A 13,390-nucleotide genomic window follows, 5' to 3' on the forward strand; every position below is an offset into this window, starting at 1 on the left:
TGGGACAAGTAGGCGGCTGCGCCGCCTGTGCGCGGTTGACGAGGGCAGGGACTCGTCAACCGCGCACAGGCGCGGAGCGCCTCCTAGGGTGTGCCCATGCCGACACGCCGGGAGCCTGTGCAGTTCGATTCGCTCGATGACGCCACGGAATGGCTGCTGACCCGCACCGACGGCCCGCTGCACGTGGCGGGTCCGCTCGGGCTCGGCAAGCCGCACCGCCTGCTGAACGCACTGTACGAGCGGGTCGAAGCCGACCCGTCGCAACGCCTGCACCTCTACACCGCGCTTTCGCTGGACCCGCCCGCCGCGGGCGAGGGCCTGCAGGCACGCTTCCTCGGACCGTTCCTGCAGCGGCACTTCGGCGACGACTTCCCGCGGCTGGCGTACGTGCGGGCACTCAAGCGCAACGCGCTGCCTGCGCACATCGAGGTCGAGGAGTTCTACCTGCAATCGGGCGCGCTGCTGGCCTCGCCCCAGGCGCAGCAGCGCTACGCGAGCCTCAACTACACGCACGTCGCACGGGCACTCGCCGACCGCGGCGTGAACGCGGTGCTGCAGAAGGTCGCCCGCGAGCCGGGCGGGACCCGACTCTCGCTGTCCTGCAACACCGACCTGACCTTCGACACCCTCGACGAGATCGCGGCGCGCGGCCTGCCGCGGCCGGTGCTGATCGCCGAGGTGGACCCCGAACTGCCGTGGCTCGGCGGCACCGCGGCCGTCGATCCCGACTTCTTCGACGCAGTGCTGACCCCGCCGGGCCCGCACCCGAAGCTGTTCGGCCTGCCCCGCGAACCGGTCACCGACGCCGACTACGCGATCGGCTTCCACGCCAGCACCCTGGTGCTGGACGGCGGCACCCTGCAGATCGGCATCGGCGCCCTGGCCGATGCGCTGTGCCACGCGCTCGCGTTGCGGCACACCGACAATGCCACCTACCGGAGGGTGCTGCACGCCCTCGGGTCACCCCACGCGGACGACACCGCGCTGGCACCGTTCACCGACGGCCTGTACGGGTGCACCGAGATGATCAACGAGGGCTTCAAGCGACTGGTCGAGGTCGGTGTCGTCAAGCGCAGGGTGGTCGACGACGCCGAGGTGATGTCCCGCATCAACGCGGGCACCGCCACCGAGGACGACCACACGATCGTGGCGCGTGACGGCGAATTCCTCCACGGCGCTTTCTATCTCGGCTCACCGGAGTTCTACGGCTGGCTGCGCGATCTCCCGTACCCGGACCGCGACGGCATCGGCATGAAGCGCGTCAGCGAGGTCAACGAGCTGTACGGCGGCAACGAAACGCTCGAACGGCTGCAGCGCCGCCACGCGCGGTTCTTCAACACCTGCATGATGGCCACCGCGCTCGGAGCCGCCGTGTCCGACGCGCTGGACGACGGCCGGCTGGTATCGGGCGTCGGCGGCCAGTACAACTTCGTCGCGATGGCGCACGCGCTGCCGCAGGCGCACTCGGTACTGATGCTGCGCTCGACCCGAGGGGCGGGAGACAAGGCCGGCTCGAACGTGCTCTGGAACTACGGCCACACCACCGTCCCCCGGCACCTGCGCGACGTGTACGTCACCGAGTACGGGGTCGCCGACGTGCGTGGCCGCACCGACGAGGACTGCATCGCGGCGATGACCGCGATCACCGACACCCGGTTCCAGGCAGCGCTGATCGAGGCGGCCACCCGCGCAGGCAAACTGCCGCGGGACTTCGCCCTGCCCGCAGTCACCGCGGGGAACACCCCCGCGCGACTGCGATCCGCGCTGGCGCCCCTGCGCCGGGAGGGCACCCTGCCGGAGTACCCGCTCGGCAGCGACTTCACCCCCGTCGAGCAGCGCCTGGCGCGGGCCCTCGGCTGGCTCAAGGGCAGGACCGCCGACCGATCCGTACGGCTACGAACGGTGCTACGCGCATTGCCCGGCGGGGCCACGAACGACCACGAGGCGGCCGAGCGGATGTCGCTGCAGAACCCGAGCGGCCCGGGCGAGATCATCGAGTCGCGCCTGCTCGCATTGGCTTTGCGCGAGACACGGGGTTGACCGCACTCGTGATTCTCGCCCGGTCGTAGGGTTCCCAAACCGGCGTCGCCGGAGGATACTCGCCAGTAACAACTGGCACGTCCTTCCAGGAGGCGGATCATGGTTGCACCGGCCGAGGTCACCGAGGAACAGGCGAGAGCGGTCGCCGAGGAAGCCAGGGAGAGCGGGTGGGACAAGCCCTCGTTCGCGAAGGAGCTCTTCCTCGGGCGGCTGCGGCTCGACCTCGTGCACCCCTTCCCCCAGCCGCCGCCCGCGGAGGCCGCCAAGACCGACCGGTTCCTCGCCGAGCTCGAGAAGTACTGCGCCACCCTGGACGGGGCGGTGATCGAGCGCGAATCCCGGATCCCCGACGACTACGTCAAGGGATTCGCCGAGCTCGGCTGCTTCGGCCTCAAGGTCTCCGAGGAGTACGGCGGGCTCGGTCTGTCGCAGGTCGCCTACAACCGGGCCTTGATGCTCGTCGCGACGGTGCACCCGAGCATCGCAGCGCTCCTGTCGGCGCATCAGTCCATCGGCGTGCCCGAGCCGCTCAAGCTCGCGGGCACCCCGGAGCAGAAGCGGGAGTTCCTGCCCCGCTGCGCGAAGGGCGCGGTGTCCGCGTTCCTGCTGACCGAGCCCGACGTCGGATCGGACCCGGCCCGGATGGCCTCCACCGCGACCCCGACCGAGGACGGCTCCGCCTATCTCCTCGACGGCGTGAAGCTGTGGACCACCAACGGCGTGGTCGCCGAGCTGCTCGTGGTGATGGCGCGAGTGCCCCGCAGCGAGGGGCACCCCGGCGAGCCGGGCAGTGAGCACCGCGGCGGGATCACGGCGTTCGTGGTCGAAGCGGATTCACCCGGCATCACCGTCGAGCGACGCAACTCGTTCATGGGCCTGCGCGGGATCGAGAACGGTGTCACCCGTCTGCACCAGGTGCGGGTGCCGACCGCGAATCTGATCGGGCGCGAGGGCGACGGGCTCAAGATCGCGCTGACCACCCTCAATGCCGGTCGGCTCGCCCTCCCAGCGATGTGCGCGGGCGCGGGCAAGTGGTCGCTGCTCATCGCGCGCAAGTGGTCCGCGGAACGGGTGCAGTGGGGCAGGCAGGTCGGCAAGCACGGGGCGGTCGCCGCCAAGCTGTCGTTCATCGCCGCCACCACGTTCGCGCTGGAGGCGGTGCTGGAGCTGTCCGGACAGATGGCCGACGAGGGCCGCAACGACATCCGGATCGAGGCCGCGCTCGCCAAGCTGTGGTCGAGCGAGATGGCCTGCCTGATCGCCGACGACCTGATCCAGATCCGCGGTGGTCGTGGCTACGAGACCGCCGAGTCGCTGGCCGCGCGGGGTGAGCGGGCGGTGCCCGCCGAGCAGCAGCTTCGCGACCTGCGGATCAACCGGATCTTCGAGGGGTCCAGCGAGATCATGCGGCTGCTGGTGGCCCGCGAGGCCGTCGACGCCCACCTGGCCGCGGCGGGGGACCTCGCGGACCCCAAGGCGGACCTGCAGCACAAGGCCAAGGCTGCGCTCGGCGCCAGCGGCTTCTATGCCAAGTGGCTGCCGCACCTGGTCTCCGGCAAGGGCCAGCTCCCGACGTCGTACGGCGAATTCGGTGGGAACGCAACGCATCTGCGCTTCGTGGAGCGCAACGCACGCAAATTGGCCCGCTCCACCTTCTACGGCATGGCCCGCTGGCAGGCCGGGATGGAGAAGCACCAGGCGTTCCTCGGCCGGGTCGTGGACATCGGCGCCGAACTGTTCGCGATGTCGGCGAGCTGCGTGCGAGCCGAGATGCTGCGCGGGCAGGACCCCGGCCAGGGCGACGCCGCCTACGAGCTGGCAGACGCGTTCTGCCAGCAGTCCCGGATCCGGATCGATCGGCTGTTCGCGGCCCTGTGGGACAACAGCGACGAGGTGGACCACCGGCTCGCCGACGGCATCCTCGACGGCCGGTACACCTGGCTGGAGGCCGGGGTGCTCGACCCGAGCGAGGGCACCGGCCCCTGGATCTCGCAGTGGTCGCCGGGCGCGTCCACCGAGGAGAACGTCGCGCGCAGGTTCCTGCCGCCGACCCGAAGCGGTGGCTCTCCGACGACGAGCGGCTGAGAAGCCCGATCCTCTGGCCGGTGGCGGCCACACCCCGCGATCGGGGGTGCCGCCACCACCGTGTCAGCGAACCTTATCTACCCGAACCATATGGCCGGGTGATGATCTCGAGAAAGTGCCCGGCAGGGTCGAGGAAGTAGGTCCCACGACCGCCGTCATTCGTGTTGATTCCCGTGGCCGATTGCCGGGGATCGGCCCAGTGCTCCATTTTCCGCTCGAGGATTCGACCGTAGATGCTGTCGAAGTCGTCCTCCGAGACCAGGAACGCGTAGTGCTGTGGGGTCACGTCGAGGTGGGGCGGTGGTTCGGCGAAGTCCAGGGTGACTCCGTTGTCGAGCTGAACCGCGAGAAAGAAGCCGGCCGGAACCGGATCCGGGAGGCCGAACAGCGTGGTGAAGAAGTACGCCGAGAGCTGCTTGTCTTTCGCGGCGACGATGGTGTGGTTGAACGAGATGGTCAAGGAAACCCCTTGCGGTCCGACGCCTCCATGCCTGACGCAGTCCGTCATCGACACGCGACGCTGTATCCAGAAATACCTCGACCGCGGCGCCCGCGCAAGTCCGCCACCGCTGCCACACCGAATGCGTGGACGGTCTGCTACAGCGAGTGTTGCTCCGGTGTAGTCGGTTTCCGCGAGATGATCGCCACCACAACCACCAACACGACGATCGCGACGGCATAGCAACCCCAGAGCATCAGAAAGGGCCGCAGCCAGCCCTCATCGATCGTCTGACCGCGATCGCCGATGCAGTAGAGCGTGAAGTCCGTCGAGGTGCCATCCCCCGAGGCGTAGGTGTCCGAGACGATGACGGCCTCAGCGATGGGTTGTTCGCAGAACAACGGGGCCAGGTAGAGCGCCTGCCCCGGCCAGATCACCGAGGAGGTCAACGTGAGGAAGCCTGCGCCGAAGACGATCACCATTCCCCAGATCAACGCCCGCGCGACAACCGGTCGCCGCGCGCGCTCGGCGTTCACGCCGAGTTCCACGGGTTCGGTCACGGCGGATGTACCCCCGAGATCGCCCCGTCGGCATCGAACACGACAAGTGCCCGGGACCGCGGCGACTCGACCATGACCGTCGGCCGTATCGCCTCGGTTCTGTTGACCGAGATGCCGGTGACCTGGCCGTCGTCAAAGGCGGTGTCCGCAAGGGCGTCGTCGACCAGGCTCTCGACGCGGTCGAGCGCGGGAACCTCTCCGAGACTGAAGGATTGCGCGTCGAGATCGTCGTGGGCACTGACCGGTACCGGGGTCGGTTCACTCAGATATCGGCCGTCGAAGGTGAAACTGTCCAGCTGATCGGGACGCGCAGGGTTCCGTACGGTCACCTCGACCGTCTCGACCGGTCCGATGTTCACCGAGGTGACCTGCAACTCGGTGACGCCGTACTCGAGCGCGAGGGCGGCCATCGCGTCCCGGACCACGGCCGTGGTCATCCCGCCGCCGCGCGCTCGCATCGCCGCATCGAAGTCGGCCCGGTCCACGGCTCCGATACAGGCCGTGGCGCCGAAGGTCATCGCGATGGCCATAGCGGTCCACGCGGCCGATCGCCCCACCGAGGCCGCTGACGCCATGGCGAGAGGTTATCCCAGCGACACCCCCGCCGCAGCGGACGCTGTCAGCGGTAGTCGGGGTTCGCGAAGTCCGGCCGGCAACCGGCGTCCCACTCGGACCGCTGGTTCCCGTAGGCGGGGAACCCGCCGGCCTCCTTCAGCATCGCCGCCGCGTGCATCAGGTTGTAGGTCATGAAGGTGGTGTTGCGGTTGGTGAAGTCGTTCTCCGGCCCGCCAGACCCCTCGTCCAGGTAGGACGGACCCGGGCCCGCCTCGCCGATCCAGCCGGCGTCCGCCTGCGGCGGGATCACATAGCCCAGGTGCTGAAGGCTGTAGAGGATGTTCATCGCGCAGTGCTTGACGCCGTCCTCGTTGCCGGTGATCAGGCAGCCGCCGACCCGCCCGTAGAAGGCGTACTGCCCCCGGTCGTTGAGGATCGACGAGCAGCCGTACAGGCGCTCGATGACCTTCTTCATCACCGAGCTGTTGTCGCCGAGCCAGATCGGGCCCGCCAGCACCAGGATGTCCGCTGCGATGATCCGCCCGTACAGCTGCGGCCACTCGTCGCTCGGCCAGCCGTGTTCGGTCATGTCGGGGTACACGCCGGTGGCGATGTCGTGATCGACCGCGCGGATCTCGTCGACCGCGACGCCCGCGTCGCGCATCAGCCCGACGCTCCGGTCGATCAGCCCCTGAGTGTTACTGACCTCCGGCGACCGCTTCAGCGTGCAGTTGACGACGGCGGCCAGCAGGCCGTCGAACCTGGGCGCGATGCCCTGTGCCGATGGAATTGTCATCCCGGACTCCTCCGCGAGTGGCCCCCGGCAATCCACGATATGCGTCCGCCCGGCCCCCGGGGCGCCGAACGCTACGACTCGGGAGTGAACGCCGCGAGGGGCTCCGAGCCGGACCAGTCGTGACCCCAGTAGCTGTCCGCGGTGATCTCCTCCGCGGTGTAGTGGGTCTCGTCCACCAGCATGCCCTCGGTGCCGAACTCGAGGTCCCAGCCGCCGGGCGCGCGAACGTAGAAGGAGACCATCTTGTCGTTGGTGTGCCGACCGAGGGTGGACGAGATCGAGAACCCGAGCTTGCCGACCCGGTCCAGCGCCTGGCCCACCGCGTCGAGGGTGTCGACCTCCATCATCAGGTGCACCATCCCGGGGGCCTCCGACGGCGGCGCCGGACAGATCGCCAGGCTGTGGTGCCGCTGGTTGATGCCCAGGAACCGCACCCGCAGGGCCGGGCCGGGTGCGCCCGGCCCACCGAGGCGCATGGCACCGCGGGGCAGGAAGCCGAGGACCTCCGTATAGAAGTCGTAGGTCTCCTGGAAGTGCGGCGTCGGCAGCACGACGTGGCCGAGGCCCGCGGGCCCGGTCACGAACCGGCCGCCGTGCGGGGTAACCACCGGGCTGTGGTCGAGCACCGGACCGAAGAACACCTCGACGGTGGTTCCTGCCGGATCGGCAAAGGTGATCACGCGCTCCACGTCGCGCTGGTCCGCCTCCCCCTGCGACAGCTCGCGGACCTCCACGCCCGCCTTCTCCAACTCATCGTGCACGGCTCGCAGCGCGAACTGGTCACGCACCTCCCAGCCGACCGCGAGCACCTTGTCCACCTCGCCCGGCAACACCTGCAGCCGTGACCGGCGCTCGTCGATCCGCAGGTACAGCCCGTCCTCGTCGGGGCCGGAACCGACGGCCATGCCGAGGCCGTCGACCACGAGTCCGCGCCAACGATCGACGTCCTGCGTCTGCACCTTGAGATAGCCGAGCGAACGGATGTCAGACATGTTCTCCACCAATCCCTCTGCTGCGCGGGTGAGTGTGGTCTCGATCATCGTCCGATCGCCGCGATTGGGGAACACATGCCGCTGGGACTACTTGTCGGCCTCCGAGGCGATGCAGACCGAGTTCAGGACGTGGTGGTACGTCACCAGCCCATAGACGTTCGGCGCATTGATCAGAGGGAACGGCGAGGGAATCCACTCGAAGGGGTTGACGAGCGCGCCGACACCGCCGGAGGCACCGGTCCAGGCGGCAGACATCGCGTTCATGGATTCGTCGAAGACGAGTTCCATCACCTGGCTGGTCAGTGCGTACGAGAAGTAGGCGGCGGTCAGCGAATCCCCGACCGTGAGAGTGCCGAGCGGCACCAGCTTGCTGAAGTCCTTCCCGGCAAAGACATTGTGGCCCAACCCGATCAGTGCATCCGTCGCCGCGCCGCCGACCTTCGGGACCAATCCGAGGCCCATGGACAGGAACTTCTCGATCGACGAGAAGTCGTCCGGGTGCGCGGGGATGAGGCTCGCAGGCACCATCGCGTTGGCCATGATCCACTCCAGCCGCGAGCGCTGATCCTCGATCTGCGCACGACGGGCGGGATCGGCTTCGACGGAGGTCAGGTGGCTCGTGGTCCGCGACAGCACCCGAGACAGCGGCATGCCGGACACCGCCAGGCAGTCGGGACCGGCGATGTCCAGCTCGCTCGCCAGTGCCTCGACGAAGGCGGGGGCCCGGAACCCGTAGTCGAGTGCCGGGTCCGGCTCGCCTGCCCGGTCGGCGACGGCCTTGGTCGTCCAGACCACGCAGCTCGTCTCGAGCTGCTCGCGGGCCGCCTCGTAGATGGCGGTGAAGCCCTTGGTCCCCAGCTTCAGCGGGAGGCTGATGAGCGTCCCGGCGCTGACCGGCCCGACCGCGAACATCGACGGGATCATGCCGGCGACGATGTTCGCCGGGATGACGGCGGTGGTGTAGATGACGGCGTAGGCCGTCTCGATCGCCTGACCGAGGGTGAGGTTCTCGGCGCGGATGACCGCGCCTTCGCGCCCGGCCTTCACGTTCATGAGCTGCGTGACGATGTACTGGGTGATCGGATCGCCGTACTTGTTGATCCCCGCCTCGTCGTCGGTCGAGTAAACGGAAGCGGGATTCGACACGCTGAGGGTGCTGATGCCAACCGATTTGAGCCGCGCCTGCCCCTCCGCGCGGATGCCCTCGTAGTTGTCGAGGTACGGCTGGGGCAGGATCGGCTTCGACGCCTGCAGGACCGCGTCGAAGACCGCGCTCATCGTGGCCTGCTTGGATCCCACGCAGACCGGCTCGTCCTGGCGAACGGTCTCGGCGGCCTGCGCGGGCGAGGCGAGGGCGAGCTGCGAGAGCGGTCCACCGACCAGCGCCACCGCGACAACCCCCGCGGCCACCGCGGACCGAAACCCTCTATGACGTGAAACCCGGCTCATGCTCGTTCCCGACTGATCGAAGTGGAGGACTGCGGGCGATTGCGTCGGCAGCCTGCTGCCAGCGACGATGCCGCTCGGCCGGGGTAATCACACCCCTTCATGAACGATCGTTCAACTCAAGGACGGGGTGCTTCGCAACATTAACGAAGGGTTCACTCACCGGACATTCGACGCCGCCCCAAGCGATGCCGGACCCGCTAGCTCCAGCCGCGACCGAGCTCGGGTAACAGCGTTCGGGTGATCTCTCGGGCGGCCTCGGCCACCAGCGGCGCGACCCGCTCCAGCGGCGCCATGCGCGCATCCCCACACAGCGAGAGCCCGGCCACGGGGCCATCGTGACCGCGGATGCCGACGCCGACGCAGGCCATCCCCCGCGCGGACTCGCCTCGTTCGAACGCCAGCCCCCTGCGCTGCCTGATCCGGCTGAGCTCCTGATGCAGGACCCCGAGATCCGAGATGGTCTGGTCGGTGCACCCGGTCATCCCGCTTCCGAACAGCGCATCGACCCGTTCGGGTGCGAGCCAGGCGAGCATCGCCTTCCCGCCCGCGGTGGAGTGCGCAGGCACCCGTCCGCCCACCCGGGAGGGAACGGACGAGGCGAGCGGGCCGCCGATCTTGTCGAGGTACACGGCCTCGTGCCCGTCCAGGACAGACAGGTGCACCACCATCCTGGTCTGCAGGTGCAGCTCGTGCAGCAGCGGCGCTGCCGCCTCCCGGACCTCCGCCTGCCCGCCGTCCCCGCCGCCGATCGCGAGCGCGCGGCGACCCAACCGGTACCCGAACGACGCGTGCTCCACCCAGTTCAGCTTCACCAGCGAATCGAGAATCCGATGCACCGTCGATCGGGGCAGCCGAGCCCGGCTGGCCACCTCCGCCAACGTCAACCGCGCCGACCGCCCGTCGAACGCATCGAGGATCAGGGTCATGCGTTCGATCATCGAGGGCGGCGCCTCACCGGCGTCGTTGCGCACCGCGTACTCGGTGACGACCGTCATGGGGATTCTCCTCCGGCCCTGATCGGGGGGCCGCCCGATCGCCACAACTGAAATCAATTCTGACTCTAGCAACCGACCTCCATCGTGAGGAAGGATTCATCCATGACCGATACCGAAACCCTGCTCATCGCCCTCGCCGCCCGGGTCCAGCTCCTCGAGGACCAGCTCGACCTGATGCGCATCATCAGCGCGTACGGGCCCGCGGTGGACAGCGGCGAGAGCGCGGCCGTCGCCGGGATGTGGACCGAGGACGGCGTCTACGACGTGGACACCGGTTCCCTGCGAGGACACGTCGAGATCGAGGCCATGGTGTTGTCCAAGCCTCACCAGTCCTACATCCAGGCGGGCAGCGGCCACCTGATCGGCCCGCCGCACATCGAGATCGACGGCGACATCGCGGTCGCCACCTGCCACTCACAACTGGTCCTGCACGAGCCGGAAACCGGGACCTACCGGGTCGCCCGGATCACCGCGAACCGCTGGGAGTTCGCCCGCGTCGACGGGCAGTGGAAGGTCACGCTGCGCACCAGCCGGCTCCTCGACGGGCGGGCGGAGGCGCGGGAGATCCTGGCCGCGGGCGTCAAGAACTGAAATCCGCTCTACCCTCGTGTTCGCCGGACCGGCGACCGCGGGGCCTCGCGGCGGTACCGCGGACGTGGGGTCGGGCCTAGGCTGAACCCACTCCAGCAACGTTGCTCAGTGCGTCGTCACGCGATCGACCGACGGAGGCCCGACATGCCCGGATCCACACCCCCGTTCACCCCAAGGCGGGCGGCACATCGGCGGGCTGGACTCGCCGCGCTCGCCATCGCGGCCGGGCTCGCGGCCGCGTGTTCCTCCGACGACGGATCCGAGCATCACCCGTACACCACGGCCGTCGCGCCCGACTCCGGGGCGCCGGTGATCGCCATCGAGAACTCCACCTTCACACCCCCGCCGTCGGTCCGTCCTGGCGAGGAGATCGTGGTGAGGAACGGTGCCGGACCGGAGCACTCGGTCACCTCCGACACCGAGGGCTTGTTCGACGTCCACGTCGACGGCAACGAGTCCGCCACCTTCACGGCCCCCACCACCGCAGGCGGGTACACCTTCCACTGCGTCTATCACCCCGAGATGCACAGCATCCTGATCGTCGAGTGAAGGCGCTGCGCGCCCGTGCGCGGTTGAGGAGTCCTGGGACTCGTCAACCACGCACGGGCGGCGGAGCCGCCTAGATCATCGCGCGGTGGATCCCCTGCGGCTCGCCGCCGAGCTGGGTGAGCGCCGACGAATGGAAGATCGAGCCCGGCACGTGAATCGCGTGGGCGATGCCCGCGTGCGCGTCCCGGAAGAAGCGCTGCATCGGGAACTTGTAGTGCAGGGCGCCTCCGCCCGAGCGCGCGAAGATCTCGTCCACCGCGCGCACCGCGCGCCAGGCCGCCGCGGTCTGGGTGCGACGCCCGATGGCACGCGCCTCGAAGTCGACCTCCTTGCCCGCCTCGGTCATGTCCCAGAACCGGTCGACGGTCTCGAGCAGCGCGGCGCGCGACGCGGCGATCTCGGCCGCGGCCTCGCCGATCGCGTAGAGGACGTAGGGATCCTCCTTGATCCTGGTGCCGGTGATCGCGACGCGATCCTTCTGCGCGGCGATGTGGCAGGCCAGCGCGCCCTCGGCGATGCCGACGACCGCCGAGGTGATGCCGAGCGGGAACATGCAGGAGAACGGCATGTTGTACAGCGTCTCCGTGCGGCCCGCCTTCTTCACCGCGGTGCCGTCCATCACCTCCGAGGCCAGCATCGTGCGGTAGCTCGGGATGAACGCGTCCTTGACGATCAGGTCCTTGGACCCGGTGCCGCGGAGTCCTATGACATCCCACGAGTCGGCGACGATCTGGTAGTCCGACCGCGGCAGGATCACGTGCAGCGGGACCGGCGGCATCACCGGCGCGCCGTTCTCGTCGCCGAGCAGGGCGCCGAGGAAAGCCCACTGACAGTGATCGGTGCCCGAGGAGAACGACCAGCGACCGTTGAGGACGTAGCCCCCGTCGACCGCCTTGGCGACGCCCATCGGCGCGTACGGCGACGCCACCCAGGTGTCCTGATCCGCGCCCCAGATCTCTTCCTGCACCTTCGGGTCGGCGAACGCCAGCTCCCACGGATGGACGCCGACGATGCCGGTGACCCATCCGGCGGCGCCGTCCATCGCGGCGATGCTCATGACCGTCTCGGCGAACTCGCGCGGGTGGACCTCGAGCCCACCGTGCTGCTTCGGCTGCAGCATGCGGATCGCGCCCGATTCACGCAGCCGCTTCGCGGAGGTGTCGGTGAGCCGCATGAGCCGGTCGCCCTCCACACCCTCGGCGCGGATCTCCTCCGCGAACTGCTCGATGCGTTCCTGGACCTGACCCATTGATTGCCTCCCACTGCCGTGGCGTCGGTAGCGCGCCGTCGTCAATCGAACACCATCGTGCACCCGGCCGTGCCGGTTCGGCGAGACGAAACCGCCCCATGGGAAAGAATCTCCCCGCTCCGCGAACTCAGCGCCCGCGGTGATCGGTGATCGGGGTGCGCGGCCCGAACTTGGGCTTGACCGCCTGGCCGCTCACCTGGAGCAGCCGGACCACCCGATGCCGGTGTGGCCGCACCGATTCGAGGTACTCGACCATCCCCGCGTCGTCCAGCGGGCGCCCGAGCAGCGACCACCCGACGATCGCGGACAGATGGAAGTCCCCCACCGAGAGCGCGTCGGCGTCGCCGAGGGCCCGCTGGGCGACCTCCGCCGCCGTCCACTCCCCGATCCCCTGGACCACCCGGAGCCGGGCCGCGGCGTCCGGTGCCGACATCGCTGCGGTCTCCTCCAGCCGGTTCGCCACGGCCGCCGCCGTGACGATCGCGCGGGAGCGGCGCGGATCCACCCCAGCCCGATGGAACTCCCAGGACGGGATCCGGCGCCACACCTCGGCCGGGGGCGGCACCCGCATTCCCTCCGGCGCGGGGCCAGGCGCGGGCGCGCCGTAGTGGGCGACCAGCCGCCGCCAGGACGCGCGGGCCGCGACGGTGTGCACCCGCTGTTCCAGGATCGCGGGCACCAAGGCCTCGAAGACCCGGCCGGTTCGGGGGATCCGGAGCCCGGGGAAGCGCCGATGGGCCTCGGCCACCTTGGGGTGCTCGGGCGCGAAGTCGGCGGTGTCGTCCGACTCCCCCAGCAGGCCGGCCAGGGTGGTCTCGAACTCCGCCGCACCCGGGCCCCAGGCGCGGCACGACACCGACGTCGCGCCTGCCTGGATCAGCCGATAGGTCACCGCGCCGGTCGGCATCAGCGAGGTCCGCCAGAGCGCGCCGTCGGCGGTGGTCCGGTGACAGGGGTCGTACCGGCCGCGGCCGAGCGGGGCGAGAGTGCCGGCCAGCGCCAGCGGTCGAGCGCTGACCAGCGTCGTCTCCACCACATCGGGATGCGCGGCGGGGATGGTCATCCTCTGACCATAGGTCGCCGTCAGCCG

The 13,390-nt window shown here is 69.4% G+C and carries 13 protein-coding genes; 4 read left to right on the plus strand and 9 right to left on the minus strand.

Annotation, left to right across the window (positions count from 1 at the left end; all coding sequences use genetic code 11):
• Window positions 1-96 precede the first annotated feature (96 nt).
• Window positions 97-2,040, plus strand: coding sequence for an acetyl-CoA hydrolase/transferase C-terminal domain-containing protein (locus C8K38_RS21665; protein WP_097213536.1), 1,944 nt, complete (start codon window positions 97-99; stop codon window positions 2,038-2,040).
• Between the two features lie 99 nt (window positions 2,041-2,139).
• A complete protein-coding gene (locus C8K38_RS21670; RefSeq protein ID WP_097213467.1) occupies window positions 2,140-4,125 on the plus strand; it encodes an acyl-CoA dehydrogenase family protein in 1,986 nt (661 codons plus the stop codon).
• A 73-nt stretch (window positions 4,126-4,198) separates the two neighbouring features.
• Here C8K38_RS21670 and C8K38_RS21675 read toward each other — a convergent pair whose 3' ends face one another.
• From C8K38_RS21675 to C8K38_RS21705, 7 genes are all read right to left on the minus strand, one after another.
• A complete protein-coding gene (locus C8K38_RS21675) occupies window positions 4,199-4,585 on the minus strand; it encodes a VOC family protein (RefSeq protein ID WP_077040077.1) in 387 nt (128 codons plus the stop codon).
• A 137-nt stretch (window positions 4,586-4,722) separates the two neighbouring features.
• Entirely contained in the window at window positions 4,723-5,124 is a 402-nt protein-coding gene (locus C8K38_RS21680; RefSeq protein ID WP_257017707.1) for a hypothetical protein, read from the minus strand.
• The gene (locus C8K38_RS21685; protein ID WP_097213468.1) at window positions 5,121-5,699 is read right to left on the minus strand and encodes a hypothetical protein; all 579 of its coding nucleotides are present in this window, start codon (window positions 5,697-5,699) and stop codon (window positions 5,121-5,123) included. The genes C8K38_RS21680 and C8K38_RS21685 overlap by 4 nt, the downstream gene beginning before the upstream one ends.
• A 44-nt stretch (window positions 5,700-5,743) precedes the next feature.
• Complete coding sequence (locus C8K38_RS21690; RefSeq protein ID WP_097213469.1) at window positions 5,744-6,475, minus strand: flavodoxin family protein; 732 nt, start codon at window positions 6,473-6,475, stop codon at window positions 5,744-5,746.
• Between the two features lie 71 nt (window positions 6,476-6,546).
• Window positions 6,547-7,467 carry a biphenyl-2,3-diol 1,2-dioxygenase gene (gene bphC / locus C8K38_RS21695; RefSeq protein WP_097213538.1) on the minus strand — a complete coding sequence of 307 codons (921 nt, stop codon included), beginning with the start codon at window positions 7,465-7,467 and terminating at the stop codon, window positions 6,547-6,549.
• An 87-nt stretch (window positions 7,468-7,554) separates the two neighbouring features.
• Window positions 7,555-8,877 (minus strand): hypothetical protein, encoded by a 1,323-nt coding sequence (locus C8K38_RS21700; protein WP_097213470.1) that lies wholly within the window; start codon window positions 8,875-8,877, stop codon window positions 7,555-7,557.
• Between the two features lie 236 nt (window positions 8,878-9,113).
• Window positions 9,114-9,911 carry an IclR family transcriptional regulator gene (locus C8K38_RS21705; RefSeq protein WP_097213471.1) on the minus strand — a complete coding sequence of 266 codons (798 nt, stop codon included), beginning with the start codon at window positions 9,909-9,911 and terminating at the stop codon, window positions 9,114-9,116.
• A gap of 102 nt (window positions 9,912-10,013) precedes the next feature.
• On the opposite strand from C8K38_RS21705, the gene C8K38_RS21710 reads away from it, so the two are divergent.
• Entirely contained in the window at window positions 10,014-10,502 is a 489-nt protein-coding gene (locus C8K38_RS21710) for a nuclear transport factor 2 family protein (protein ID WP_097213472.1), read from the plus strand.
• Window positions 10,503-10,646: 144 nt separating this feature from the next.
• Window positions 10,647-11,051: a plastocyanin gene (locus tag C8K38_RS21715; RefSeq protein WP_257017708.1), complete on the plus strand. Its 405-nt coding sequence runs from the start codon at window positions 10,647-10,649 to the stop codon at window positions 11,049-11,051.
• A 70-nt stretch (window positions 11,052-11,121) separates the two neighbouring features.
• Here the strand turns inward: C8K38_RS21715 and C8K38_RS21720 are convergent, their stop codons facing one another.
• Both C8K38_RS21720 and C8K38_RS21725 read right to left on the minus strand, forming a co-directional pair.
• Window positions 11,122-12,300 (minus strand): hydroxylase, encoded by a 1,179-nt coding sequence (locus tag C8K38_RS21720; RefSeq protein ID WP_097213473.1) that lies wholly within the window; start codon window positions 12,298-12,300, stop codon window positions 11,122-11,124.
• Between the two features lie 127 nt (window positions 12,301-12,427).
• Window positions 12,428-13,363, minus strand: a complete 936-nt coding sequence (locus C8K38_RS21725; protein ID WP_097213474.1) for a DNA-3-methyladenine glycosylase family protein — start codon at window positions 13,361-13,363, stop codon at window positions 12,428-12,430.
• Window positions 13,364-13,390 lie beyond the last annotated feature (27 nt).

The organism is Rhodococcus sp. OK611 (assembly GCF_003050885.1).
GTDB lineage: Bacteria > Actinomycetota > Actinomycetes > Mycobacteriales > Mycobacteriaceae > Rhodococcus_G > Rhodococcus_G oryzae.